Source organism: Aureimonas mangrovi (assembly GCF_014058705.1).
GTDB classification, from domain to species: Bacteria; Pseudomonadota; Alphaproteobacteria; order Rhizobiales; family Rhizobiaceae; genus Aureimonas; species Aureimonas mangrovi.
Genome location: NZ_CP059692.1, coordinates 86,132 through 112,329 on the forward strand (window position 1 = coordinate 86,132; position 26,198 = coordinate 112,329).

At 66.8% G+C, this 26,198-nt stretch carries 23 protein-coding genes; 8 read left to right on the top strand and 15 right to left on the bottom strand.

Annotation, left to right across the window (positions count from 1 at the left end):
- Positions 1–79: 79 nt before the first annotated feature.
- The 12 genes from accD to polA all read right to left on the bottom strand — a co-directional run bounded on the left by accD (position 80) and on the right by polA (position 11,467).
- Complete coding sequence (gene accD / locus H1343_RS00410; protein WP_185984040.1) at positions 80–979, bottom strand: acetyl-CoA carboxylase, carboxyltransferase subunit beta; 900 nt, start codon at positions 977–979, stop codon at positions 80–82.
- 68 nt (positions 980–1,047) lie between these two features.
- Positions 1,048–1,881, bottom strand: coding sequence for a tryptophan synthase subunit alpha (gene trpA / locus H1343_RS00415; RefSeq protein ID WP_185984041.1), 834 nt, complete (start codon positions 1,879–1,881; stop codon positions 1,048–1,050).
- A gap of 128 nt (positions 1,882–2,009) precedes the next feature.
- On the bottom strand, positions 2,010–2,288 hold the full coding sequence (locus H1343_RS00420; RefSeq protein WP_185984042.1) for a type II toxin-antitoxin system RelE/ParE family toxin: 279 nt from the start codon (positions 2,286–2,288) through the stop codon (positions 2,010–2,012).
- Entirely contained in the window at positions 2,285–2,563 is a 279-nt protein-coding gene (locus H1343_RS00425; RefSeq protein WP_185984043.1) for a hypothetical protein, read from the bottom strand. The genes H1343_RS00420 and H1343_RS00425 overlap by 4 nt, the downstream gene beginning before the upstream one ends.
- Before the next feature lie 48 nt (positions 2,564–2,611).
- Positions 2,612–3,832 carry a tryptophan synthase subunit beta gene (gene trpB / locus H1343_RS00430; protein WP_185984044.1) on the bottom strand — a complete coding sequence of 407 codons (1,221 nt, stop codon included), beginning with the start codon at positions 3,830–3,832 and terminating at the stop codon, positions 2,612–2,614.
- The gene (locus H1343_RS00435; protein ID WP_185984045.1) at positions 3,829–4,539 is read right to left on the bottom strand and encodes a phosphoribosylanthranilate isomerase; all 711 of its coding nucleotides are present in this window, start codon (positions 4,537–4,539) and stop codon (positions 3,829–3,831) included. The genes trpB and H1343_RS00435 overlap by 4 nt, the downstream gene beginning before the upstream one ends.
- A 54-nt stretch (positions 4,540–4,593) precedes the next feature.
- Complete coding sequence (locus tag H1343_RS00440; protein WP_185984046.1) at positions 4,594–5,355, bottom strand: M48 family metallopeptidase; 762 nt, start codon at positions 5,353–5,355, stop codon at positions 4,594–4,596.
- Positions 5,356–5,428: 73 nt separating this feature from the next.
- Entirely contained in the window at positions 5,429–5,845 is a 417-nt protein-coding gene (locus H1343_RS00445) for a DUF2852 domain-containing protein (protein ID WP_185984047.1), read from the bottom strand.
- 127 nt (positions 5,846–5,972) lie between these two features.
- A complete protein-coding gene (locus H1343_RS00450) occupies positions 5,973–7,379 on the bottom strand; it encodes a polyhydroxyalkanoate depolymerase (RefSeq protein WP_185984048.1) in 1,407 nt (468 codons plus the stop codon).
- Between the two features lie 151 nt (positions 7,380–7,530).
- Positions 7,531–7,818, bottom strand: coding sequence for a DUF1330 domain-containing protein (locus H1343_RS00455; protein ID WP_185984049.1), 288 nt, complete (start codon positions 7,816–7,818; stop codon positions 7,531–7,533).
- A 14-nt stretch (positions 7,819–7,832) separates the two neighbouring features.
- The gene (pyrF, locus tag H1343_RS00460; RefSeq protein ID WP_185984050.1) at positions 7,833–8,543 is read right to left on the bottom strand and encodes an orotidine-5'-phosphate decarboxylase; all 711 of its coding nucleotides are present in this window, start codon (positions 8,541–8,543) and stop codon (positions 7,833–7,835) included.
- Positions 8,543–11,467: a DNA polymerase I gene (gene polA, locus H1343_RS00465; RefSeq protein ID WP_185984051.1), complete on the bottom strand. Its 2,925-nt coding sequence runs from the start codon at positions 11,465–11,467 to the stop codon at positions 8,543–8,545. Before polA ends, pyrF begins: the two co-directional genes overlap by 1 nt.
- Before the next feature lie 593 nt (positions 11,468–12,060).
- Between polA and H1343_RS00470 the strand changes: the two genes are divergently transcribed.
- Positions 12,061–13,461: a dipeptidase gene (locus H1343_RS00470; protein ID WP_185984052.1), complete on the top strand. Its 1,401-nt coding sequence runs from the start codon at positions 12,061–12,063 to the stop codon at positions 13,459–13,461.
- 101 nt (positions 13,462–13,562) lie between these two features.
- On the opposite strand, the gene H1343_RS00475 is transcribed toward H1343_RS00470, so the two are convergent.
- Positions 13,563–14,720, bottom strand: a complete 1,158-nt coding sequence (locus tag H1343_RS00475) for an MFS transporter (protein WP_210270054.1) — start codon at positions 14,718–14,720, stop codon at positions 13,563–13,565.
- 184 nt (positions 14,721–14,904) lie between these two features.
- Here H1343_RS00475 and H1343_RS00480 point away from each other — a divergent pair, with 184 nt between their 5' ends.
- The gene (locus H1343_RS00480; protein WP_185984054.1) at positions 14,905–15,471 is read left to right on the top strand and encodes a TetR/AcrR family transcriptional regulator; all 567 of its coding nucleotides are present in this window, start codon (positions 14,905–14,907) and stop codon (positions 15,469–15,471) included.
- A gap of 112 nt (positions 15,472–15,583) precedes the next feature.
- On the opposite strand, the gene H1343_RS00485 is transcribed toward H1343_RS00480, so the two are convergent.
- Both H1343_RS00485 and H1343_RS00490 read right to left on the bottom strand, forming a co-directional pair.
- Entirely contained in the window at positions 15,584–15,931 is a 348-nt protein-coding gene (locus H1343_RS00485) for an ArsC family reductase (protein WP_185984055.1), read from the bottom strand.
- A 67-nt stretch (positions 15,932–15,998) separates the two neighbouring features.
- Positions 15,999–16,970, bottom strand: coding sequence for a Bug family tripartite tricarboxylate transporter substrate binding protein (locus tag H1343_RS00490; protein ID WP_185984056.1), 972 nt, complete (start codon positions 16,968–16,970; stop codon positions 15,999–16,001).
- A 229-nt stretch (positions 16,971–17,199) separates the two neighbouring features.
- On the opposite strand from H1343_RS00490, the gene H1343_RS00495 reads away from it, so the two are divergent.
- The 6 genes from H1343_RS00495 (at position 17,200) to H1343_RS00520 (ending at position 26,049) form a co-directional block, all read left to right on the top strand.
- Positions 17,200–18,039: a MipA/OmpV family protein gene (locus H1343_RS00495; protein WP_246333182.1), complete on the top strand. Its 840-nt coding sequence runs from the start codon at positions 17,200–17,202 to the stop codon at positions 18,037–18,039.
- Between the two features lie 114 nt (positions 18,040–18,153).
- Positions 18,154–19,599, top strand: coding sequence for an APC family permease (locus H1343_RS00500; protein ID WP_185984057.1), 1,446 nt, complete (start codon positions 18,154–18,156; stop codon positions 19,597–19,599).
- Between the two features lie 103 nt (positions 19,600–19,702).
- Complete coding sequence (locus H1343_RS00505) at positions 19,703–19,861, top strand: DUF3563 domain-containing protein (RefSeq protein ID WP_425484608.1); 159 nt, start codon at positions 19,703–19,705, stop codon at positions 19,859–19,861.
- A gap of 194 nt (positions 19,862–20,055) precedes the next feature.
- Complete coding sequence (locus H1343_RS00510) at positions 20,056–22,557, top strand: transglycosylase domain-containing protein (protein ID WP_185984058.1); 2,502 nt, start codon at positions 20,056–20,058, stop codon at positions 22,555–22,557.
- 204 nt (positions 22,558–22,761) lie between these two features.
- On the top strand, positions 22,762–24,696 hold the full coding sequence (gene dnaK, locus H1343_RS00515) for a molecular chaperone DnaK (protein WP_185984059.1): 1,935 nt from the start codon (positions 22,762–22,764) through the stop codon (positions 24,694–24,696).
- A 264-nt stretch (positions 24,697–24,960) separates the two neighbouring features.
- Positions 24,961–26,049, top strand: coding sequence for an acyltransferase family protein (locus H1343_RS00520; protein WP_185984060.1), 1,089 nt, complete (start codon positions 24,961–24,963; stop codon positions 26,047–26,049).
- Positions 26,050–26,198 lie beyond the last annotated feature (149 nt).

Genomic DNA, 26,198 nt, shown 5'->3' on the forward strand with positions numbered 1-26,198 from the left:
GGCCTCGATGGCGGCGTCGGCCGAACCGGCGACGCTCACCGGACGCGGCGTTCCGGGAAAGGGCGCGCCGGCCAAGGGCTCAGGCCGCCTCGCCGGCGGGCTCCGGCTCGGCCGGCGCGGTGTCGTTGGCGGGGGCGCGCGTCAGCACCTTGAGGAGCCGCGCGATGGTGCCCTTCAGCTCGTGGCGGTGGACGACCATGTCGACCATGCCGTGATCCATCAGATATTCCGAGCGCTGGAAGCCTTCCGGCAGCTTCTCGCGGATCGTCTGCTCGATGACGCGCGCGCCTGCAAAGCCGATCAACGCGCCGGGCTCTGCGATGTGGACATCGCCCAGCATGGCATAGGACGCCGTCACGCCGCCCGTCGTCGGGTTGGTGAGGACGACGATGTAGGGAAGGCCCGCATCCTTCACCTCCTCAACCGCGACGGTGGTGCGCGGAAGCTGCATGAGCGACAGGATGCCCTCCTGCATGCGCGCACCGCCCGAGCCCGCGAAGAGGACGAGCGGGCGGTGGAGCTCGACCGCCTTCTCTGCGGCCGTGACGATCGCCTCGCCCGCGGCCATGCCGAGCGACCCGCCCATGAAGGCGAAGTCCTGCACGGCGGCGACGATGGGCAGCGCCTCGATCTCGCCAGTCGCCACCAGCACCGAGTCCTCCATCGAGGTCTTGGAGCGGTACTCCTTCAGGCGGTCGACATAGCGCTTGGAATCGCGGAACTTCAGCGGATCGATGGGCACCTTCGGCAGGTCCACCAGCGCGTACTGCCCGCCGTCGAAGAAGGTCGCGAGACGATCGCGCGCGCCGATCTTCATGTGGACGCCGGACGAGGGCACCACCCACTGGTTGGCCTCGAGGTCCTTGTGGAAGACCATCTCGCCGGTCTCGGGATCCTTGATCCAGAGGTTTTCCGGCACTTCGCGCGGGCCGAGAAGGCTCGTGAGCTTGGGCCGCACGTAATTGGTGATCCAGTTCACGAAGCCTGGCTCCTCGATGGTTCGATGTTGGTGCGCACGTCGTGCATCCCCGTCACATGGACCGGCTATCAGGCATCCGCAAGGCGGCTTGCGCGAACGCCGGCCGCAAGATCGCGCACGACGGACAGGATCGCGTTCGGCGTGCCGGGCGCGGCGCGCCCGTCGACGAGCGAGTCCTCGATGGCGCCGACGAGCGCGGACCCGACGACGACGCCCTCGGCATGGCGGCCGAGCGCGCGCGCCTGCTCGGCCGTGCGAACGCCGAACCCGATGCATACGGGGAGGTCTGTCTTGTCCTTGATGCGAGCGACGGCGGCGCTGACCTTGCCCGCATCCGGCGCGGCGGTGCCCGTGATGCCGGTGATGGAGACGTAGTAGACGAAGCCCGACGTGTTCCTAAGGACGGCAGGCAGCCGCTTCTCGTCCGTGGTGGGCGTCGCGAGGCGGATGAAGTTCAGCCCGGCCTCAACGGCCGGCAGGCAGAGCTCGTCATCCATCTCGGGTGGCAGGTCGACGACGATCAGCCCGTCCACGCCGTTCTCGCGCGCGTCCGCGACGAAGCGATCGACGCCGTAGATGTAGATCGGGTTGAAATAGCCCATCAGGATGACGGGCGTCTTCGCGTCGCCCTCGCGGAAGCGCTTCACGGTGGCAAGGGTCTTCGTCAGCGTCTCGCCAGCCTGCAGGGCGCGACGTCCGGCCTTCTGGACGGCGGGGCCGTCGGCCATCGGGTCGGAGAAGGGCATGCCGAGTTCGATCAGGTCCGCGCCCGCTTCCGGCAGTGCCTTCATGATCTCGAAGGCCGTCTCGCCGTCCGGGTCGCCCGCCATCAGGAAGGTGACGAGCGCGGGCCGTCCCTCGGCCTTCAAGCTCGCGAAGCGATCTTCGATGCGGGTGGTCATGTCGGTCGTGCCTTCCGGGTGTCGTGCGGGGCGGATGCCCTCATGGCCATGCGCGGGGCCGGGCGTGCGCGAAAGCCATCGGCGAGCGATACAGGCCCGCGCCGCCGGCCTCAAGTCACGCGCGCCGCTCAATCTTCGCGCAGCGCCCTTTCGTCGATCACGCGCATGATTTCGATGCGATCCTCGCGCAGTCTACAGAGGATCGCGAAAGGTGTCCGCGGGATCGAGAACTCGCGGACGTCGCCGAAGGGCGTCGGGTGGCCGATGTGCGGCATCGTCTCGAGGGCCTGAAGCGCCTTCCTGTAGTGGTCGCCTGCGCGGCGCGCGCCGTCGCGGAATATCTCCTCGTAGTAGCGCCTGAACCAGCAAAGATCGCGGACGGCACCGGGAAGAAAGACGACCTTCAACTGGCCGTCTTGAATATGTCCGGCGCCGGTTCGGGAAGCTCGCCGGGCGTTCCCCAGGACGTGACCCAGCGATCGACCGCCTCCTTGGAGACGAAACGGCCTTCCTCCGCCTCGGCTGTCGCCTCCTCGATCGCACGGCGCTTGGCGGTGCGGAGCCGGAGATAGGCCTCGATCGCCGCCTGCGCGACGGAAGACGCCGTCGAACCGCTGAGGGAAGCCTCGCGCTCGAGGTCGCCCTTCACGTCGTCGTCGATCAGGATCGGTGCCTTGCCCATGCGAAGCCTCCTGCGCTCGGACCGAGCTTAGCCGAAACGCGTGTCCGCCTAAAGCTCCACGCCCAGATGCTTGGCCGCCGTGAAGACGTCCTTGTCGCCGCGGCCGCAGAGGTTCATCACGATGATCTGGTCGCGGTCCATCTTCGGCGCGCGCTTGATCACCTCGGCCAGCGCGTGCGCCGGCTCCAGTGCCGGGATGATGCCCTCCACGCGCGTCAGCATCTGGAAGGCGTCCAGCGCCTCGCGGTCCATGATCGGTACGTATTCGACGCGGCCCTGGTCCTTCAGCCAGGAATGCTCCGGCCCGATGCCGGGATAGTCGAGGCCGGCCGAGATCGAATGGCCTTCCTTGATCTGCCCGTCGCCGTCCTGAAGGAGGTAGGTGCGGTTGCCGTGCAGGACGCCCGGCGACCCGGCGGTCAGCGAGGCGCAATGCTCCTCGCCGTCGAGCCCCCTGCCGCCCGCCTCGACGCCGACGATCTTCACGTCACGGTCGTCGAGGAAGGGGTGGAACAGGCCGATGGCGTTGGAGCCGCCGCCGACGGCGGCGACCAGCATGTCCGGCAGGCGCCCTTCGGCGGCCATGATCTGCTCGCGCACCTCCTTGCCGATCACCGACTGGAACTCGCGCACGAGCTCCGGATAGGGGTGCGGGCCGGCCGCGGTGCCGATCAGGTAGTAGGTGCTGTCGACATTGGTCACCCAGTCGCGCAGCGCCTCGTTCATCGCGTCCTTGAGCGTGCCGTGGCCGGCCGTCACCGGGACGACCTCAGCGCCGAGAAGCTTCATGCGGAAGACGTTCGGCGCCTGCCGCTCGACGTCCGTCGCGCCCATGTAGACGACGCAGGGAAGACCGAAGCGCGCGCAGACCGTCGCGGTCGCGACGCCGTGCTGGCCGGCGCCCGTCTCTGCGATGATGCGCGTCTTGCCCATGCGCTTGGCCAAAAGGATCTGGCCGAGGCAGTTGTTGATCTTGTGCGAGCCGGTGTGATTCAGCTCGTCGCGTTTGAAGTAGACCTTGGCGCCGCCGAGTTCCTCGGTCAGCCGCTCGGCGAAATAGAGCGGCGAAGGCCGGCCGGTGTAATGCGTGTTGAGGTTCTCGAGCTCGGCCTTGAAGACCGCATCCGAGCGCGCCTGCGTCCACGCGTCCTGCAGGTCGAGGATCAGCGGCATCAGCGTCTCGGCGACGAAGCGGCCGCCGAACAGGCCGAAACGTCCCTCCTCGTCGGGGCCGGAACGGAAGGAGTTAGGGTTCGGGTTCTCGGTCATGGGGCTCGCCGTTCGCTAGCTGGATCAAGGGACGCGGCATCGAGCGCGTCGAAGAACTGGTGGATGCGGCCGGCATCCTTCACGCCGGGCGCGCTTTCGACGCCGGAGGAGACGTCGAGGCCCCACGGGCGCAACCGCCGCACGGCTTCGCCGACATTCTCCGCCGACAGGCCGCCGGACAGCATGTAGTCGAGCCCGGCCGGGAGCGCGGAGAGCAGCGACCAGTCGAAGGAGACGCCGTTGCCGCCGGGCAGCGCCGCGCCCTTCGGCGCTTTGGCGTCGAGGAGAATGCGGTGCGCGACCGGCACGTAGCGCGCGATCTTCTCCAAATCGGCGGCGTCCGCCACCGAAAACGCCTTCGTGGTCTTCAGGCCGGTGCGCACGGCGATCTCTTCGACACGCTCCGGCGTCTCGGCGCCGTGGAGCTGAATGATGTGGGGACGCACCCTTTCGACAATCTGGCCGATCAGCCTGTCGTCCGCGTCCACGGTCACGACCGAGACGAGCGCGCGCTCACCGACATGGGCCGTCAGGCGTGCCATTTCCTCGAGGGAAAGATGTCTCGGGCTCCTGGCGAAATGAATGAACCCGACATCGCTCGCCCCGCGCGAGAGGGCGACGTCGATCATCGCCTCGTCGCTGAGACCGCAGATCTTCACATGCGGGCCTCTTTGCGCCGCCGCGCGATAGGCCGTCTGGTCGGTCATGTCGTTCATCGCTCGCTTATCGCGCCGGGGCAGGTCTTCTGTAAAGCGAGCGCGTCAGCCGAAATCGACGGCATGCAGCGCCGTGCCGTTGGCCTTGAGCCAGGCGCGCGCTTCGTCCGAGCGCGGGTACAGGCTCTCGCAAAGCGCCCAGAAACGCGGCCCGTGGTTCATTTCCTTCAGATGCGCCACCTCGTGCGCGGCGAGATAGTCGAGCACGAAAGGCGGCGCCATCACCAGCCGAAAGGAGAAGGACAGGCGCCGCGCCGAGGAGCAGGAGCCCCAGCGGCTCGTCGTGTCCTTCACAGAAAGCCCGGCCGGCTTCACGTTTGCCGCCCGCGCATGGCGCTCGACCGCCTCTTCGAGGTCGCGACGCGCCTCGCGCACGAGCATGTCGCGCACGCGGCGCCTGAGATGCGTCGGCTCGCCGCCGAGAAGGAGAACGGCCGGACCTTCCGGTGTCGCCGGCAGGAGACGCGCCTGCCGGCGCCCGGGCTCATGGCGCAATTCCAGTTCACCGCCGCGAAAGGGAAGGCGGCGGCCGTCGGCGACCTCGATGCGGCCAGGCACCGCCGCCATCCGCGCCTCGACCCAGCCGCTGTAGCGCTCGATAAACTCGGCCACGCGCCGCGCGGAGGTGCGCTTGGGCACCGTCAGGCGCACGATGCCGCCGCAGGGGGAAAGGCGCATGACGATGCGCCGGGCGGTGGCATGCTCACGCACCGCAAGCGCCATCGTACGCCCCCCGATCTCGACGCTTTCGGGAAAGGCCGGGCGGCGCCCGACGATTCTCAAAAGAGCGGAAACCGGTCCCGTCATTGCATGCCCAAAAACGATTCGTCGCGGCGCAGGATGCGCGCCGCGACGGCTTTCACGCAAGAAGAGCGACGCTTCAGTTCGGGTCGACGACGCTGGTGCGGCGCGAACGCTCGGCCATGAAGCGGTCGAACTCTTCCTTGTCCTTGGCGCGGCGCAGTTCACGCGCATAGGCTGCGAACTCGGCGCTCGCCTCGGCGAGCCGGCGGCGTTCCTCATCGAGGCGCGCCAACTCGGCGTCACGCCAGTCGTCGAAGGCCACGTTGCCGGTGCGCTCCGCACCGAAGGGCATGTTGGCCCCCGAGCGCCGCAGACCGCTCATGACACGGTCCGTCGAGCGCGAGACGTCGCGGCGGAATGTCTCCAACCGGTCGCCCCAGAGAATGTAAGCGAGAACGGCGAGGCCGAGCGGCCAGTAGACGATGAAGCCGAGCACCATCAGGGCGATGGTACCGGGGGTCCAGGCCGGGCGGATCAGAGCCTGCGATGTCATGGGCATCCCTTTCGTGCCAGAGAGGTCGCCCGCCGCGGAATGCGCGGGCCATCAACCCCGATGTGGGATGGGTCGGGTGGCCCTTCAATAAGCCTTTGGCACGATTGCGAAACAGCGCCGAACCCGGTCAGGCGCCACGCGGCTTTCGCAGTCGCCGTGCGGCACCGACCTTGGCGGCGACGGCGACAGCGATCGGCCCGGCGACCGCGTCCGATTCCACCGCCACGGGCGCGTCGTCTGTCAGCGTGTCGGATCGTCTGCCCTTCGGCGCGGGCGCCGCTTTTGCCGCCTGCGCCTTGTTCGCATCACGACCATGCGTCAACGCGAAATCGATAATGCGCGGGGCGATCTCGGATCGAAAGCGAGAGCCGTTGAAGACACCGTAATGGCCGACGCCCTTCTGGAGGTAGTGCACGCGCTTGTCGTCGGACAGCGAGGAGCAGAGACGATGGGCGGCCTCGGTCTGGCCGACACCGGAGATGTCGTCGTTCTCGCCCTCGACCGTCAGAAGCGCGGTGCGCGTGATCTTCGAGCAGTCGACCGGGCGGCCACGATGCATCATCGTGCCTTTCGGCAGCGCGTGCTCGATGAAGACCTGCTCCACCGTCTGCAGGTAGAATTCGGCGGTGAGGTCCATCACCGCGTTGTACTCGTCGTAGAAGGCGCGGTGCTTGTCGGCGCTGTCGCCGTCGCCCTTCACGAGATGCCAGAAGAAGTCCTTATGGGCGATGAGGTGGCGATCGAGATTCATCGACATGAACCCCGAAAGCTGCAGGAAGCCCGGATAGACCGGCCGCATGAAGCCCGGCTGCGGATAGGGCACATGCATGATGACATTGTCGCGGAACCACTCGATGCCGTGGTCCTCGGCCAGTTTGTTGACGGCCGTGGGGTTGATGCGCGTGTCGATCGGCCCGCCCATCAGCGTCATGGAGGAGGGCGCGCAGTCCTCGCCGTCCTCCTCCATCCGTGCGACCGCCATCAGGACGGGCACCGCCGGCTGGCAGACGGCCACGACATGCGTGTCCGGCCCGAGGAACCGCAGCATCTCGATGACGTGGTCGGTGTAGTCCTCGAGATCGAACCGCCCATCCGAGAGCGGAACCTTGCGGGCGTCCGTCCAGTCGGTGATGTAGACCTCTGCGTAGGGCAGCAGCGCTTCGACCGTGCCGCGAAGGAGCGTGGCGTAATGGCCCGACATCGGCGCCACGATCAGGATTCGCGGATCGGGCTGGCGGCCTTTCGGCAGCGCGCGCTCGAAATGCAGAAGCCGGCAAAACGGCCGCTCCCACACCGGCTTGTCGGCGACGGGCACGCGCTGGCCACCGAGGCTCGTCTCGTCGAGCCCGAATTCAGGCTTGGCGTACATGCGCGTCGTGCGCTCGAACAGTTCGGCCATCGCCGCGACGGAGCGGCCGAACTCGGTCTGCGACACCGGGTTCAGCGGGCTGGAATAGAGGGAGCGGGTGGCTTCCGCGACCGCGCGCAGCGGCGCCATCGCGGCGTGGTTCCATTCGAAGAACTGGTACAACATCTGCTCCCATTCTCTCCGGGGCGGCCTGCGCCATGACGCGCCGCAGCATCAGAAACGTCGGTGCGGCCCGACCGGTTTCACGGCGCGCCGCGTTCCCCCGTGGTGCAACCTGCGCCTCGCGCAATGCGCGAGGCTGGCGGGACGCCTGTCGTCAGACGCCCTCGACGATCACGATGTCGCCCTCGGCCACCTCCTCACGGATCTGCTTGGCGGCCTGATACTGCGGGCTCTGATGGCAGGCGAGCGCCTTCTCCATCGTCTCGAACTCGATGACGACGTTGCGGGTGCGGGCGACGCCCTCCATCTCGCGGAACGGGCCGCCGCGCACGATGAACTTGGCCCCGAACTCCTCGAAGGCGGGCGCCGCCGTCGCGACATAATCCTTGTAGCGCTCGGGGTCGTGAACGTCGACGCGCGCGATCCAGTAGGCCTTGGCCATTTCTCGTCTCCCTCTCAGGCGGCCCGTCGCGAGCCGCTCATCTCTTCCAGAATCGCGAGCGCCGCCGCCTTCGGTTCGCTCGCGGCGACGATCGGGCGCGCGACCACCAGATGCGAGGCGCCTGCGGCAAGTGCGTCGCCGGGGGTCATCACGCGTTTCTGGTCGCCCGCCTCGCCACCGGCCGGGCGGATGCCGGGCGTGACGATGGCCGGGTCCGGCCCGACGATCGCGCGGATCGCGCGCGCCTCGGCGGCGGAGGCGACGAGGCCGGTGCCGATCTCGCGCGCCTGTTCGGCGCGGCGGCGCACCAGCGCCTCGACGCTCATCTCGTAGCCCGCTTCCGCCAGCCCCGCCTCGTCGAGCGAGGTGAGGACGGTGACGGCGAGCACCGTCAGGTCGCTGCCCCTGGCCGCGCGCATCGCGGCGCGCATCGCATGCGGATAGGCGTGGACCGTCAGCATCGAGGCGCCGAGGCGCATGACGCTCTCGACCCCCTTCTCTACCGTGTTGTCGATGTCGAGGAGCTTCAGGTCGAGGAAGACACGCTTGCCGCTCGCCGCAAGGTCGGACACGAGTTCGAGCCCGCCCTTCGAATAGGCGAGCTGGTAGCCGATCTTGTAGAAGGTGACGGCATCGCCGAGCCGCTCCACCATTGCTTCGGCGGCCTCGCGGCCGGGCACGTCGAGCCCGACGATCAGGCGCTCGCGCATGTCGTCATCCGCCATCAGTGAGCCTCTTCCCAGTTCTTCGCCGCCCGCGCTTCCACTTCGAGCGGCACTTTCAGATCGACCACCGGGTCGGCGGCCGTCTCCATCACGGTGCGAATGACCGGGATGGCGGCCTCCACCTCTTCCTCGGGAACCTCGAAGACGAGTTCGTCGTGCACCTGCAGAAGCATGCGGGCGTTGAGCCCCTCGGAGCGCAGCGCGTCCTCCATGCGGATCATCGCGCGGCGGATGACGTCCGCCGCCGTGCCCTGGATCGGCGCGTTGATCGCCGCGCGCTCCACTGCCGCGCGAACGCTCGGATTGGAATGGCGGATGTCCGGGTAATGCGCGCGGCGCCCGAACAGCGTCTCGACATAGCCGGTCTCGCGGCAGGTGGCCTTGGTGCGGTCCATGTAGTCTCGGATGCCGGGGAAGCGCTCGAAGTAGCGCTTGATGTAGGCGCCGGCCTCCTCGCGCGGGATGGAGAGCTGGGCCGCGAGGCCGAAGGCCGAGATGCCGTAGACGATGCCGAAATTGATCGCCTTGGCGCGGCGGCGCACGTCCGACGGCATGCCCTCGATCGGCACGCCGAACATCTCGGAGGCGGTCGTCGCGTGGATGTCCTGGCCTGCGCGAAACGCCTCCACGAGCTGCGGAATCTCAGCCATGTGGGCCAGGATGCGCAGCTCGATCTGGCTGTAGTCGGCCGAGACGAGCTGGAAGCCCGACGGCGCGACGAAGGCGGAGCGGATGGCGCGGCCTTCCTCGGTGCGGATCGGAATGTTCTGCAGGTTCGGCTCGGTTGAGGAGAGCCGCCCCGTCGTCGTCGAGGCCATCGAGAACGAGGTGTGGATGCGGTCCTGCCCGTCCATGTGGAGCGGCAGCGCGTCGGTATAGGTGCCCTTCAGCTTGGTGAGCTGGCGCCAGTCGACAATGCGGCGCGGCAGATCGTGGCCGTCCACGGCCAGTTCCTCCAGCGTGCGCGCGTCGGTCGACCACTGGCCGGTCTTGGTCTTCTTGCCGCCCGGCAGGCCGAGCTTGCCGAACAGGATTTCGCCGAGCTGCTTGGGGCTGCCGGGGTTGAAGGGCTCGCCCGCCATGGCGTGAATGTCGAATTCGAGACTCGCCGCCTTCTGCGCGAAGCGGCCCGACAGGCGCGACAGGATCTGCCGGTCGGCCTTGATGCCGGCGAATTCCATACGCGCGAGCACCGGCACCAGCGGGCGCTCCAGCCGTTCGTAGACATGGGCGAGGCCTTCGGCGGCGAGGCGCGGCTTCATCGCCAGCCACAGGCGCAGCGTCACGTCCGCGTCCTCGGCGGCGTATTCCGTCACCTTCTCCACGGTGCAGGCGGCGATGGCCTTGGCGCCCTTGCCCGAGCCGCACAGCTCCTTGAACGAGATCGGCTTGTGGCCGAGCAGGCGCTCGGACAGCTCGTCCATGCCGTGCCCCTCCAGCGAGGACGAGGCGTCCAACGCGTAGGAGATCAGCATCGTGTCGTCGAAGGGCTCCACCGCCACGTCGTGGCGCAGGAGCACGAGATAGTCGTACTTGAAGTTCTGGCCGACCTTGAGAAGCGAGAAATCCTCCAGCGCGGGCTTGAGAATGGCAAGCGCGTCTGCGAGCGCGATCTGCTCGCCCGGGCCCTCCCCTTCGCCGCCGCCCAGAAGATCGCCCGCGCCCTCGGCCACATGGCCGATCGGCACGTAAGCCGCCTCGTTCGGCGCCACGCACAGCGCGATGCCGACGATTTCGGCATTCATCGCGTCGAGCGCCGTGGTCTCTATATCGACGGACAGGACGCCGGTCTCGTAGGCGCGCGCGATCCAGCGAGACAGCGTCTGGCCGTCGCGGATCGTGGCATAGGCCGCGCGGTCGAAGACCGAGGCCGCCATCTCGCCGGCGCGCTTGGTCGCGAGCGCGCGGGGCGTGAAGGGAAGCGCGGCGCCCGGCTCGGCAACCGCCGGCGCAGGGGAAGCGGCGGGGTCGAGATCGGGCCCGCGCGCCGGCACGGTGACGTCGATCGCGGCCGCCTCGACATCGGCCGCCTCGGTGCCGAGCGCCGCAGAGACGCGCCGCGTCAGCGTCGTGAACTCCATGGCCTTCAGATAGGAGACCAGCTTCTGCCCGTCCGGCTCGTGCAGCACGAGTTCGTCCAGCTCGACGTCCAGCGGGGTGTTCTGATCGAGCGTCACCAGTCTGTGCGAGAGCCGCGCCTGTTCGGCGAACTGCACGATGTTCTCGCGGCGCTTGGCCTGCTTTATTTCGCCGGCGCGCGCGAGCAGCGTCTCGAGATCTCCGAAGGTCGCCAGAAGCTCGGCCGCCGTCTTCGGGCCGATGCCGGGAATGCCCGGCACGTTGTCGGAACTGTCGCCGACGAGCGCCTGAAGGTCGATCATCTTCTCTGGGTAGACGCCGAACTTGTCGAACACCTCCTGCGGCCCGAGGCGCTTGTCCTTCATCTGATCGTAGAGCGTCACGCAAGGGCCGACGAGCTGCATCAGGTCCTTGTCGGAGGAGACGATCGTCACGTCGCCGCCCGCCTCCAGCGCCAGGCGCGTGTAGGTGGCGATCAGGTCGTCCGCCTCGAAACCCTGCTTTTCGATGCAGGGCAGGTCGAACGCGCGCACCGCTTCGCGGATCAGCGAGAACTGGGGCACGAGGTCTTCCGGCGGGGCCTGCCGGTTGGCCTTGTACTGGTCGTAGAGCGCATTGCGGAAGGTCGTCGAGGAATGATCGAAGATCACCGCGAAATGCGTCGGCACGACGCCGACCGAAGTGTCGCGCGCTTCCTGGATCAGCTTCCAGAGCATGTTGCAGAAGCCGGAAACGGCGCCGACCGGCAGTCCGTCCGACTTGCGTGTCAGCGGCGGCAGCGCGTGGTAGGCCCGGAAGATGTAGGCCGAGCCGTCGACGAGGAAGAGGTGATCGCCCTTTTGCATGGGCTAGGTCGTATCCGCAGCCGCACGCTTAGTCCATCCGCAACGCGTGCCGCTGGCTGCGGCACGGCTGCCCCGGCGCCGCCACAGTTGAACCTTGCGGGAAGACGAAAAAATCAAGCTGAAGCATTAAAATCTGCACGCGTCATCTTGACGCGATGACGCTGATTTCACAGGGCTTTCGGGAAGATAACAAAGAGTTAAGGTGCGTTCTCACGCAAGCGTGAGCCGAAGGGCTTGAACCCATTCGGCGTCGAGCGCATTTATGGTTCAACGACGCGACGATATTGCGTCGTGTTCGGCGCAAAGCTCGTCCCCCGCTTTCGACGCCGAATTGAGAAGCGGACAGTCCCATCCCCCCTCTCGGGACCTCCGCTTTACCAGAAAGGGCCGTCGCGACAATCCCCCTCCAGTCCGCGGCGGCCTTTTTCTGTTTTTAAGCTTCACTCGATTTGCATCTGTTGCAGCGCTGCCATACCAGCGGCTGTCGAGCCGGCCTTTCGCGAACGCCCGTCCGGCTGACGGTGGCGCGTTGTCTTGGCCGCTTTCGATGCTGTAGACCGAGCGGCGACCCGACCGTTTCAAGGGAACCGCCCATGCCCGGCCTCGACAGCGTCCTTTCCTGCCTCGATCTCAATCTCGATCGCTCCGTCGAGCGCCTGCAGGAGCTCCTGCGGATCCCGTCGATCTCGACCGATCCGGCCTATGCCCCGGACGTGCGTCGCGCGGCCGAGTGGCTGAAGGGCGATCTGGAGGCGATCGGCTTCTCGGCGCGCGTCGCCGAGACGGTCGGGCACCCGATGGTGGTCGCCCATCATGGCGGGGCCGGCGAGGGCAAGCCGCAGGTCCTCTTCTACGGCCATTACGACGTGCAGCCCGTCGATCCGATCGAGCTGTGGGACGCCGATCCCTTCGATCCAAAGGTCATCGCCATGCCGGACGGCACGAAGCGCATCACCGGGCGCGGCTCGGCTGATGACAAGGGCCAGCTCATGACTTTCGTGGAGGCCTGCCGCGCCTTTATCGCCGAGACGGGCAGCCTGCCCTGCCGCGTCACCATCTTCCTCGAGGGCGAGGAGGAATCCGGCTCGCCCTCGCTCCTGCCGTTCCTGAAGGAGAACGCCGAGGAGTTGAAGGCCGACGTCGCGCTCGTCTGCGACACCAACATGTGGGACCGCGAGACGCCGGCGATCTCGACGGGCCTGCGTGGCCTCGTCGGCGAGGAGATCACGCTGACCGCCGCATCGATGGACCTGCATTCGGGCTATTTCGGCGGGGCGGCGGCCAATCCGATCACGATCCTCGCCCGCATCCTCGGCGCGATGCACGACGCGGACGGCCGCGTGACGATCCCCGGCTTCTACGACGGCGTGCCGGAGCTGCCCGCCGACGTGCGGAAAGTCTGGGACGGGCTCGGTTTCGACGATGCCGCCTTCCTCGGCGCCGTCGATCTCTCGGTTCCCTTCGGCGAAAAGGGCCGCTCGGTTCTCGAACAGACCTGGGCGCGCCCGACCGCCGAGGTAAACGGCATCGAGGGCGGCTACACCGGCCAGGGCTTCAAGACGGTGATCGCCTCCAAGGCGCACGCCAAGGTCTCGTTCCGTCTCGTTTTCGACCAGGATCCGGACGCGATCCGCGAAAACTTCCGCCAGTTCGTGCGCGAGCGCCTGCCGGCGGACGTCTCCGTGGAGTTCCACGCACATGGCGGCTCGGCGGCGATCCAGCTTCCTTTCGATTCGCCGGTCCTGGAGACGGCCCGGCAGGCTCTATCCGACGAGTGGCCAAAACCCGCCGTGATGATCGGCATGGGCGGCTCGATCCCGGTCGTCGGTCAGTTCAAGGACACGCTCGGCATGCCTTCGCTTCTCATCGGCTTCGGCCACGGCGACGACCGCATCCACTCGCCCAACGAGAAGTACGAGATGACCTCCTTCGCCAAGGGCCAGCGTTCCTGGGCGCGGGTGCTGGAGGCACTCGGCGAGAAGGGTGCGGCGTAGCGACCGATGTCCGGCCGCCCCGTGCTTCGTGCGCGGCGGCCGCTATCGACCCCTTTCAGACCTTTGCTCATAAGAAAGCTGGCCCTCTAAGCAGACATTCATCAACCGTCGGTCGGGGTCCCAAGGTTTCTGATTGCCCGGGAAAACAGTCCCAGCAAACAGATGACGCCACTAAGCAAGCCCATTCCCACAAAGAGCCATCTGACACCGATGAGTTCCCCAAGCGGGGTGACTATGGCGAGCCCGATCGGCGCCGACAGCGCGATCACGGTGCTCAGGAGTGAGAGGGCGCGCCCCTGCAGATGATTTGGCACGATGGTCTGCATCAACGTCATCAATGGCGCGTTGCCCATGATGAAGGCGATGCTGCTGACGCCCCACCAGGCAATGCCGAGCCAAAACTGATCAGCCGGTGCCAGCGCGACAAAAGCAAGCGTCAGAGAAGATACGCCGAATCCTAGAATGACCCAAAGGATCAGCCGCTTGGGAGCGAGCACCGTAATCAGAACGCCGCCGGCGATCATTGCCATGCCACCAATAGCTTCCAACAGGGCCACCTGCGGTGCACCACCGCTGAAATGCTCCCGCACCAGCAATGGCACCAGGGTGAAGCTAGGCATGATGACGAGTACGGTAGCCGTCACGAGGGCGTAAAGGCGCCGTAGTCCACCATTGTCCCACACAAGCGCTAGGCCTTCGCGGAACTCACGCCAGAGACCAACCCGATCTTGCTTGGCGACAAACAGTTGGGGGATGCTGAAGAGCAGCAACGGCACCACACCCAGCAGCGCCGTGAAGACGTCGATGCTCAGCGCCCATCCGATGGGCATGAGCGAGATCGCAAGTGCGCCAAGCGGGGCTGCTGCCACCGTCATAATGCCGATCATAGTCTGGTTAAGACCTGCCGCGCGCGGGAGGAAGCTGCGGGGCACCAGCATGGCAATGCTCGCCGACGCGGCGGGCCCCTGGAACGCTTGCATGGAGCTGCGTATCGCCATCATGGTGTAGAGGTGCCAAAGCTCGATCGCGTTGGTCAGGAAGAGCCAGATCAACACTGACATGCACAGCGCGCTGATCACGTCAGCGACGATCATGATCAATCGGCGGCTGTAGCGATCAGCCAGCGTACCGCCCAACGGGCCCAGCAGCGCTTGTGGCAGCAGTGCGAACATGCCGGCCGTCGCAAGGGCCGAAATGCTTCCGGTAGCGTCGGTGATCCACCAAAGCAGGACGAACTGGGTCATCGCGGAGCCGATCATCGACAAGGCCTGCCCGCTAAAGATTAGGCCATAACGCCACTGCCAACCGGGACCAGGGTCAACATGGCTTTGAGGGATCGACGATAGATCATCCTGCGACGGCAAATTTGGTACGGACACAAGAAATCCCTTTCTTACAAACCAACCGTCCGGTATCTTTTGTTGAAGAAGGAGTCTAGTCGCCGTGGATGCCATTGGCTTGAAGAGGAAGAAGCAGCCTGATGCTGTTCGTCGAGCTCTACTCGAGGCCGCCCTGCAGCTCGGTTATGAGCAGGGCCTGGCTGCGGTCACGGTCCAAGCGGTCGCGCAACGTGCCGGTGTCACCAAGGGGGGGCTTTTTCACCACTTCCCGAGCAAAGAGGCATTATTCGAAGGTCTCTTTGTGGACATCATCGAACAGCTGGACAGCGAGATCGACAAGATAATTGCCGAGGATCCAGAGCCTTACGGCTCTTTCACCCGCGCCTATATCGCGGTCATGCTCCGGAACGGCGAATTTGCTGGTGACCACCAATGGGCAGGACTGTCGGCCGCCTTCATGGCCGATCCTTTGATCAACCAACATTGGATGGTGTGGCTAGAGGGAAGGCTCACCCGACACGCCGACACGGACGCTCACTCCACACTGGAAATCGTGCGCTACGCCGTCGACGGCGCCTGGTACGCGTTTGCCGCACGCGTCCCGGATAGTGGGAAGATTGAGGGTCTCACAACTCGACTTGTTGCTTTGACGCGAACGAGTGGCCTCTGAACCGAGTCAGAAGATCAAAGCTTGTGCAGCTACCTCAACCGACGTCCGTCCAGGCGGGCGGTCCAACAAAACTCGCCGGTCCGCTTCCCACCCTTCTACGATGCTCGACACCTCAGCCGAGGGCTGTCTCAAACACGTCGGGCTTGAAGCCGACGAGGATGTCCGCGCTCGTCTCCACGACCGGTCGCTTGATCATCGAGGGCTGCGCCAGCATCAGCGCGATGGCCCTCTCGGCATCCAGTCCCGCCTTGTCCTCGTCTGACAGCTTGCGGAAGGTGGTGCCGGCGCGGTTGAGCAACGTCTCCCAACCCTTCGCGGAGCACCAGCGCTCCAGGTGCTCCCGGTCGATCCCCTCGGCCTTGTAGTCGTGGAAGCGATAGGCGACGACGTGCTCGTCGAGCCAGGCCCGCGCCTTCTTCATCGTGTCGCAGTTCCGGATGCCGTAGATCGTGACGCTCATGCCCGTCCCATGAAAAAGGGCGAGGCCTTCGCGCCCCGCCCCTCCTCTCTATCCGCGTGAAACGGCGTCAGTCCATGCGTGCGCCGGCCTGCTCCACCACCGGGCGCCAGCGCTCGACCTCCGAGCGCACATGCTCGCCGAGCACGTCCGCTCCCTCGCCGACGACGATGGCGCCGACCTCCTCGAGACGCTGGGCGACGGCCGGGTCCGCCACCGCGGCGAGCGCGGCTTCCGAGAGCCTCGCGACCACTTCCGGCGGAGTGCCGGCCGGTGCGAAGAGCGCGTTCCACGAATTCGTCTCGTAGCCCGGCACGCCCGCTTCCTGCATGGTCGGCAGATCCGGGAAGACCGGCGAGCGCTCGGCCGTCGTCACCGCCAGCGCGCGGAGCTGGCCGCTCCGGATGGGCTCGGTGGACGAGGGGAGATTGTCGAAGATGATCGGCACCTGGCCGCCGATGACGTCGACCAGCGCCGGACCGGAGCCCTGATAGGGCACGTGCACCATCTCGACTTCCGCCAGCGCCTTGAAGAGCTCGCCCGAAAGATGCAGCGGCGAGCCGTTGCCGGAGGAGGCGTAGGAGTATTCGTCCGGATTTTCCTTCAGGAGCGCGATCAGCTCCTCGACGGTCTGCGCCGGGAAATTCGGATTCACCGACATCACGTTCGGCACTGTCACGAGCCAGGCGATCGGCTCGAAATCCTCCACCGCGTCGAAGGGCGGGTTGGCGTAGAGCGAGGCGGACAAGGCGTGCGTGGCGATCGTGCCCATCAGGATCGTGTAGCCGTCGGGCGCGGCCTGGGCGACGACCTGCGCGCCGAGATTGCCGCCCGCACCGCCGCGATTGTCGACCAGCACCTGTTGGCCCAGCTCCTGGCTCATGCGCTGCGCGACGACGCGCGCGACGAGATCGGTCGAGCCGCCCGCCGCGAAGGGCACGATCAGCGTGATCGGCTGGGTGGGAAAGTCGGTCTGGGCAACGACCGGCGCTGCGGTCAGCGCGGCGACACCCATGACGGCGGCTGCGAACACACTCTTCATCGTCAATTCCTCCCAAGCGGCCTCCTGCCGCACCGGAAAGGACGGTAGCGACCGGACCGCGGCGCCGCAAGCTCTGCCGCCCGCCGGCTCCCGCGTGTCCTGCGGGCAACGAACGGACGCCAAACCGACCCCTTCTCCTGCCTTGCGATTGAAGCCGCGCGGGCATTGCGGCAAACGATAGGCCACGAAGGTCGGGCGCGCCCCGGCCGCGCCAGAGGAGCCTCGTATCGTGTCCGTTCTTCTTCGCCCGCTCGCCGCCCTCGCCTTTCTCACGCCCCTCGCGGCCCATGCGGCCGATACCTACGACGCCGGCGCGTACACGCCCGACACCAGCGAGGTCGCGATCGCCAACAACGCCGATCTCGTGATCGAGCTCGGCATCGGCGGCACGGTCCAGCCGCGCTATCTCGGCTCGGACGACTACATCCTTTCGCCCTCGCCCATCGTCGCGGTGTCCTATCTTCGCCTCCCGGGTCTCCTGGAAGTCGGCGGCGGCCCGGAGACGGCCTTCTCCATCGGCCCGTCCTTCCGCTTCATCGGCGAGCGCGACCCGGACGACGATTCCGACCTCGAGGGGCTGCGCTCGCTCGACCGCACCTACGAGGCGGGCCTTCGCGCCGGCTACGAGGTCGATTTCGACCAGATGTGGGGAGGCGAGATCTACGGCGAGGCGCGCTATGCCTTCGGGGAGGCGGAAGGCTTCGTCGGCGGCTTCGGGGTCAACGCCATCGTCCGTCCGAACGAGGTCGTCGAGCTGAGGTTCGGCCCGCGTGCCGAGCTCGCCTCCTCGGAATACATGCAGACCTACTTCTCGATCTCGCCCGACGAGAGCATCGCATCGGGCGGGCGGCTCTCTGCCTTCGAGGCCGATGGCGGCTTCTATTCCGTCGGTGTCGAGGCCGAAGCCCGCTACGAATTCCGGAGCAACTGGTTCCTGACGGCCGAGGCCGGCTACCAGCGCCTCGTCGGCGACGCGAAGGATTCGCCCATCGTGTCCGAGGCCGGCAGCGCCGACCAGTTCACCGCCGGGCTCGGGATTTCCCGCCGCTTCTCGCTGGACCTCTTCTGAGGACGTGCCCCCGGGCGGGGGCTTTCTCATCGACCTCCCTTACTGACGCTCGCCGCGCCGCTATCTGACATTTTCGTCATGCGCCGCATTCCCGCGACGATCAGGGGACCGCCGATGAGCGATATCACGCGAAGCGAGGCCGCGGGCAGCGGCGCCAGTGGCCAGGCCGAGCTCGAGCCGAGCCTGCACCGGGTCATGGGGCCGGGGCTCCTCCTCCTCTTCATCGTCGGCGATGTGCTGGGCACCGGCATCTACGCGCTGACGGGCCAGGTCGCCAACGAGGTCGGCGGCATCGTCTGGCTGCCCTTCCTCGTCGCCTTCGCCGTCGCCATGCTCACGGCCTTCTCCTACCTCGAGCTCGTGACGAAATATCCCCGCGCCGCCGGTGCCGCCCTCTACACGCACAAGGCCTTCGGCATCCACTTCATCACCTTCATCGTCGCGTTCGCGGTGATGTGCTCCGGCATCACGTCTGCCTCGACGGCGAGCCGGGCCTTCGCCGCCAACTTCTCGGAAGGTTTCGGGCTCGGCATCGAGGGCTTCGGGATCACGGCGATCGGCCTTGCCTTCATGGCGCTGGTGGCCGTCGTCAATTTCCGGGGCGTCGGCGAGAGCGTGAAGGCCAACGTCGTCCTCACCTGCGTGGAACTGACGGGGCTTCTCATCATCATCTTCATCGGCTTCTGGGCGATCTTCGGCGGCCAGGGCGATGTCTCGCGCGCCTTCACCTTCACGCCCTCCGACGAGCGCGGCATGTTCTTCTCGGTCGTTGCGGCCACGACGCTCGCCTTCTTCGCGATGGTCGGCTTCGAGGATTCCGTGAACATGGCCGAGGAGACGAAGGACCCGACGAAAATCTTTCCGAAGGTGCTTCTGCTCGGTCTGTCGATCACGGGGGTGATCTACGTCCTCGTCTCGATCTCGGCGATCACGCTCGTACCGGCCGAGCGGCTCGGCGAAGGCGACACGCCGCTCCTGCAGGTGGTGGAAGCGGGCGCGCCGAACTTCCCGCTCGGCGTCTTCGGCGTCATCACCATGTTCGCGGTGGCCAACTCGGCGCTCATCAACATGCTGATGGCTTCGCGCCTCGTCTACGGCATGAGCCGCGAGGGCGTCCTGCCGCGCGTGCTCGGTCGCGTCCACGCCGCGCGGCGGACGCCCTGGATCGCCATCGTGTTCACCTCGCTCCTCGCCTTCGGGCTGATCTCCTTCGTCGGCGCGGTGCCGGCGCTCGGCGGCACGACGGCCCTGCTCCTCCTCGGCGTCTTCACCGTGGTCAACGTCGCCGTCCTCGTCCTGCGCAAGGACAAGGTCGAGCACGCCCACTTCCGCACGCCCACCATTCTGCCGATCCTCGGCGCCCTCACATCCGCCTTCCTCGTCGGCCCCTGGACGGGGCGCGACCCGGTCCAGTACTCGATCGCCGGAATTCTCCTGGCCATCGGTGTCGTCCTGTGGGCGGTCACTCATGTGTTCATGCGCCGCGACGGACAGGACGGCGGCACGTCCGACGACCCGCACCGTACGGTCCGCGATCGGCACACCGGCGCGGTGAACTGATCCGCACGCGTTTGCCCTACCGCATGGCTGCCATGCAGGTGGGCCGATTGCTGCATCTGCGAAGAACACCTAGTTTCTCCTTGTAACTCAAGGAGAATTGAAGATGGGCATTGTCGGCGGACTGCGCCGCATCCTGCGCGCGCGTACACAGAGCGAAATCGAGCTGGATTATCTGAACCAGTCGGTCTCCCACACCGATCTCGAGCGTCGCCAGCGCGAGATCGATCGCGGCTACCTGCGCCAGCGCCGCATCAACTACTAGGACCGATCCCACAACTCCTCAAATCGCCGCATTCGCGCGTCAACTCCGTGTTCGTGGGGACGCTCGCCGGAATACCTCCCGCTATTCAGTATCGATTCAGGCTGAACCGATAGGATTGACGGCGATGGCCGGCTGTCTGGACGCGACGACGCGGGACCGGGCACCCGACGGCAGACGATATGAGGGGATTGCCGATGGCGCTCCAGCGCAGGCAGACGACGCGGATCGAACCGAGCTTCGGCGGCGAGCGCGCCACCGACGAGGACGATTTCAGCGTCTCGGCCGACGACAGGGCGGCCCCCGCGACGGCACAGGCCGTGCGCGGCAACCGGCGTTCGCGTGACGAAGGCGACCGTGGACAGGCGCGACGCCGCGCCGATCTGAGGGATTCCGGCGGCGGCTCGGGCGGTCGGGGCAACGGCGGTGGCGGCGGAGGCTTCTTCGGCCGACGCCCGAAACGACGCCGCTCCTTCTTTGGCCATCTCGTGCGGCTCGGCGTTATCATGGCCTTCTGGGGCTTCATCGCCGTGGCGGTCGTCGTCGGCTATTTCGCCATGACGCTGCCGCAGGAAGCCTGGGTCGTGCCGGACCGGCCGCCCAACGTGAAGATCGTTTCCTTCGACGGCGAACTTCTGGCCGATCGCGGCCTCACCGGCGGCCAGGCCGTTTCCCTCGACCAGATGAGCCCCTACATCCCGCAGGCTGTGATCGCCATCGAGGATAGGCGCTTCTACGATCATTTCGGCGTCGATCCGATCGGCATCGCCCGTGCCTTCTTCGAGAACGTCTCCGCCGGCGACACGGTGCAGGGCGGCTCCACGCTCACACAGCAGCTCGCCAAGAACGTCTTCCTGACGCCCGACCAGACCATCCAGCGCAAGATCCAGGAAGCGATCCTCTCGCTCTGGCTGGAACAGCGCTTCTCGAAGGACCAGATCCTCGAGATGTATCTGAACCGGGTCTATTTCGGCTCGGGCGCGACCGGCATCCAGGCCGCCGCGCGGCGCTATTTCGACAAGAACGCCGAGGACATCACGCTGAACGAGGCGGCGACGCTCGCCGGCCTTCTCGTCGCGCCCTCCCGCCTTTCGCCGGTGCGCAATCCCGAGGGCGCTCAGGCGCGCGCCCAGATCGTCCTGCAGGCCATGCGCGCCGAGGGCTTCATCACCGATCAGGAACTGACGGCCGCGCGCGCCGCCGAGACCACGACCGCCCGCGCCTACTGGACGGGCGGCGAACATTACGCCGCCGACATGGTGATGCGCGACCTGCGCAACCTCGTGCCCGACATCGCGCAGGACGTCGTGGTGGAAACCACGATCGACCTGAACCTCGAGAAGGAGGCCGAAACGGTCATCCGCGAGACGATCGACGGCGCGACGCAGAACGTCACGCAGGGCGCGCTAGTCGCCCTCGACGGCACCGGCGCGATCCGCGCCATCGTCGGCGGGCGCGACTACAACGAAAGCCAGTTCAACCGCGCCGTCGACGCCAAGCGCCAGCCCGGCTCGGCGTTCAAGCCCTTCGTCTACGAGACGGCGATGGAATACGGCTGGCGGCCGGAGAACGTCGTCAACGACGCCCCGACGCGCATCGGCAACTGGTCTCCGTCCAATTACGACAACAAGTTCCGCGGCCCCGTGACGATCGCCGACGCCGTCGCCTCCTCGCTGAACACCATCGCCGCGCAGCTCACCGCCGAGGTCGGCCCCGCTGCCGTCATCGACACGGCCAAGCGCATGGGCATCACCTCGCCGCTCGCCGACAACGCATCGATCGCGCTCGGCACGTCGGAGGTCTCGCTCCTGGAGCTGACGGGCGCCTTCGCCCCCTTCGCCAATGGCGGCTACCAGGCGACTCCGCATCTGGTGAACCGCGTCACGACCGCGTCCGGCGAAGTGCTCTACGAGCGCGGCGCCGAGGTTCCGCCCGTGATCCTCACAGCCGACATCGCCGGCATGATGAACGCCATGCTGACACGCGTCGTCACATCGGGCACCGGCCGGCGCGCGGCCCTGCCGGACTGGCAGGCGGCGGGCAAGACCGGCACGACGCAGGACTTCAAGGACGCCTGGTTCGTCGGCTACACGGCCAATCTCACCACCGGCGTCTGGTTCGGCAACGACAACGGCGCCCCGATGCGCCAGGTGACGGGCGGCGGACTGCCGGCGCAGGCCTGGCAGACCTTCATGGTCGCCGCGCACGAGGATCTGCCTCCGGTCCCGCTGCCGGGCGACTACCAGATCGGCGGCGGCGAGCAGCAGGCGCCGCAGGAGCCCGTGCAGGTCTATGTCGATCAGTGGGGCAACTACGTCGATCAATACGGCAACCCGCTCGACCAGTACGGCCGCCCGCTCGACGGCGGCGGCATGGTCTCGAACCAGCCGCAGAACCAGCAGCAGCTGCCGACCATGCGCGGCGGGCAGGACGAGGGCTACGCGGCGCTGCCGCAGGAGCAGCAGCAGCCCTACGAGCCCGTTCCGCAGAACGGCGGCTATGCCGGTGCGCCGAACGACCCTTATGGCGACGGCAACTATGGCGGGCCTCCGCCGGAGTACGGCGTCCAGCCCGGCTACGAGCCGCCGGCCCGCGTCGTGCGCCAGGACCAGCTCCCGCCGGACGCCGTGCTGGAGGGGCCGGCCAATGGCGGCCGCTCGATCGACCGTTCGCTTTTCCGCGGCCTGTTCGGCGGCTGAAAAACGCTGTTGGAGAAGGGCTGCGAGACGGCCCAAATCGCCTTGCGTGCCCGCAGACCCGTTCATATATAGCCGCAGAGCTTAGAGCCGACGGTTTGCGCCGGCGCGGCATCACATTATCTGAATGCTTTGAAGGGCTCGCCTTCCGGAACGCCTCGTCGCGGGGGTCCTGGCGGGTCGCTAACATCGAAGGAGATTTCGCATATGGCCAAAGTTATCGGCATTGATCTCGGCACCACCAATTCCTGCGTCGCCGTCATGGACGGCAAGAACGCCAAGGTTATCGAGAACGCCGAAGGCGCCCGTACGACGCCGTCCATCGTCGCCTTCACGGGCGATGGCGAGCGTCTGGTCGGCCAGCCCGCCAAGCGCCAGGCCGTGACCAACCCCGAGGATACGATCTTTGCCGTCAAGCGGCTGATCGGGCGCACATTCGACGACCCCACCACCCAGAAGGACAAGGGCATGGTGCCCTACTCCATCGTGCGCGCCGACAATGGCGACGCCTGGGTGCAGGCCGGTGGCGACAAGTTCTCCCCCTCGCAGATCTCGGCGATGATCCTTCAGAAGATGAAGGAGACCGCCGAAAGCTATCTCGGCGAGAAGGTCGAGAAGGCCGTCATCACGGTTCCCGCCTACTTCAACGACGCCCAGCGTCAGGCCACCAAGGACGCCGGCAAGATCGCCGGTCTGGACGTTCTGCGCATCATCAACGAGCCGACGGCGGCCGCGCTCGCCTACGGGCTCGACAAGAACGACGGCAAGACCATCGCGGTCTACGATCTGGGCGGCGGCACGTTCGACGTCTCGATCCTCGAGATCGGCGACGGCGTGTTCGAGGTGAAGTCGACCAACGGCGATACCTTCCTCGGCGGCGAGGACTTCGACCTGCGCCTCGTCGACTACCTCGCGACCGAGTTCAAGAAGGACCAGGGCATCGACCTGAAGAACGACAAGCTCGCGCTTCAGCGCCTCAAGGAGGCGGCCGAGAAGGCCAAGATCGAGCTTTCGTCCGCTTCGCAGACCGAGATCAACCTGCCCTTCATCACCGCCGATGCTTCGGGCCCCAAGCACCTGACGCTGAAGCTGACGCGCTCCAAGTTCGAGAGCCTCGTGGACGATTTCGTCCAGCGCACCGTCGGCCCGTGCAAGGCCGCGCTGAAGGATGCCGGCCTTTCGGCTTCGGACATCGACGAGGTGGTTCTCGTCGGCGGCATGACGCGCATGCCGAAGATCCAGGAGACGGTGAAGAACTTCTTCGGCAAGGAGCCGCACAAGGGCGTCAACCCGGATGAGGTCGTGGCCATGGGCGCCGCGATTCAGGCCGGCGTCCTGCAGGGTGACGTCAAGGACGTCCTCCTTCTCGACGTCACGCCGCTCTCGCTCGGCATCGAAACGCTCGGCGGCGTGTTCACGCGCCTCATCGATCGCAACACCACGATCCCGACCAAGAAGAGCCAGGTGTTCTCCACGGCCGAGGATTCGCAGAACGCCGTGACGATCCAGGTCTTCCAGGGCGAGCGCGAGATGGCGGCCGACAATAAGATGCTCGGGCGCTTCAACCTTGAGGGCATCCCGCCGGCACCGCGCGGCGTGCCGCAGATCGAGGTGACGTTCGACATCGACGCCAACGGCATCGTCAACGTCTCGGCCAAGGACAAGGGCACCAACAAGGAGCAGCGGATCACGATCCAGGCTTCGGGCGGCCTTTCCGACGCCGACATCGAGCAGATGGTCAAGGACGCGGAAGCGAATGCCGACGCGGACAAGAAGCGCCGCGCCGGCGTCGAGGCCAAGAACCAGGCCGAGAGCCTCGTTCATTCCGCCGAGAAGTCGCTGTCGGATTACGGCGACAAGGTCTCCGAGGCCGACCGTGGCGCGATCCGCGCGGCGATCGACGACCTGAAGGGCGAGCTCGAGAAGGACGAGACCGACGCCGAGGCGATCAAGGCCAAGAGCGAGACGCTCGCCGAGGCCTCGATGAAACTCGGCCAGGCGATGTACGAGGCGAGCCAGGCGGAAGCCGCCGCGGGCGAGACCGGCGCCGCCAACGACGCGCGCGCCACGAACCGCGACGACGATGTCGTCGACGCCGACTTCGAGGAAGTGCAGGACGACGACCGCAAGAAGTCGGCCTGACCCCTTCTACAGACCGCCGATGACGAAGGCCGGGCTCATGCCCGGCCTTTTTCGTTGGGCATGAAGCGTTAACCGGCTTCGCGAAAAGTGCCGTTTCCGGTAGGGATTGGGTCGTCGATCGCGGTCATGATGCCGGGTGCCTGATGACAGCATCGGTCTGAAAGCCCTGTCCGGTTCTCGGAAAACCGTGATGTGTAGAATAAAGTGTTAGAGCGACCCGTTGTGCGTCCAGTAGGATGCACGGCGCTCCAGGACGTGTCGGCGATGGCTGCGGGGGCAGGCATGCATTACCGAATTTTCGAGCTCTGGCGCTTTTCCGCTGCCCTCCTCGTGATGGGCTACCACTATCTGCACGCCGCTCCGGCCGACCTCTGGCACGCACTCGCTCCGGCGATCGAGCGTGGCTACGCGCTGCTCGACCTGTTCTTCATGATCTCCGGCTTTCTCGTCCTGTCACGCTACCGCGACCGCATGGGCAGCGTGGCGGACTATTTGCACTTCCTGCGCCGGCGGGTGGCGGTGCTCTATCCGCTGCACCTCTTCACGCTCGCCTTCTTCGTCGCCGTGGCGCTCGCGGCGGCGGCCGGGCTCTTCCAGCCTGCCGCTCCCGAGCGCTGGGATCTCGGCGACCTGCCCGCCCATCTCCTTCTCGTCCATGCCTGGGGTGCGAGCGACAAGCTCACCTTCAACATCGTTTCCTGGTCGATCAGCGCGGAATTCTTCGCATATGCGCTGTTCCCGCTGGTGCTTCTTGTCGCAAGGCGCGGCCTGCCGGCGCTTCTCCTCGCGCTCTGCGCCTATGTGGCACTTCTGGAGATGCTCTTTGCCGCCGGGCATCTCGGGCCGGTCCACTGGACGAAGGCCGACGTTTTCGGCGCCTGGCGAGCGCTCGCGAGCTTCACCATCGGCGCGGCGGCCTTCATGGCGAGCGAGCGGTTCGCGGTCGCACCGCGCAGCCTGTGGCCCGCCTTCCTGCTCCTGACGCTCGCCATCGCCGCGATGCTCGCCGGCGCCAGTCCCTATCTCCCGCTCGCCGCCTTCGCCCTCGCGATCATCCTCGGCGCCGCAGCCGAGCGCGCCCATCCGCAGATCACCGCGCGGCTCGCGCCGCTGATGCCGCTCCTTCGCCTCTCCTTCGGCATCTATCTGTGGCACATGGTCTTCGATCTTCTGTTCAACTCGATCCTTTGGCGCCGCGTCCTCGACGGTGACGATCCGCTCCTGTTCCTGGCCTTCCAGTTCCTTCCGGTGGTCGCCACGATCGCCGCGGCGGCGCTTTCGCGCCCCTTCGAGAAGCGACTTGCGGACCGACTGTGCGCGCGCCCGGCGCCCGGCGCGCCCGTTCCCGCCTGAAAGCGACGCGGTCCGCGCGCTTGTGAGCGCGGCAAGGCCTATGGTAACGGCGCGGACAGCTTCCCATATCGTGCGACAGGCGGGGCGCGCACCGGCGCTCGCCCGGCTCGTCCGCCCCAACGCTCCGCCCGCTCGAACGCCGACGACAA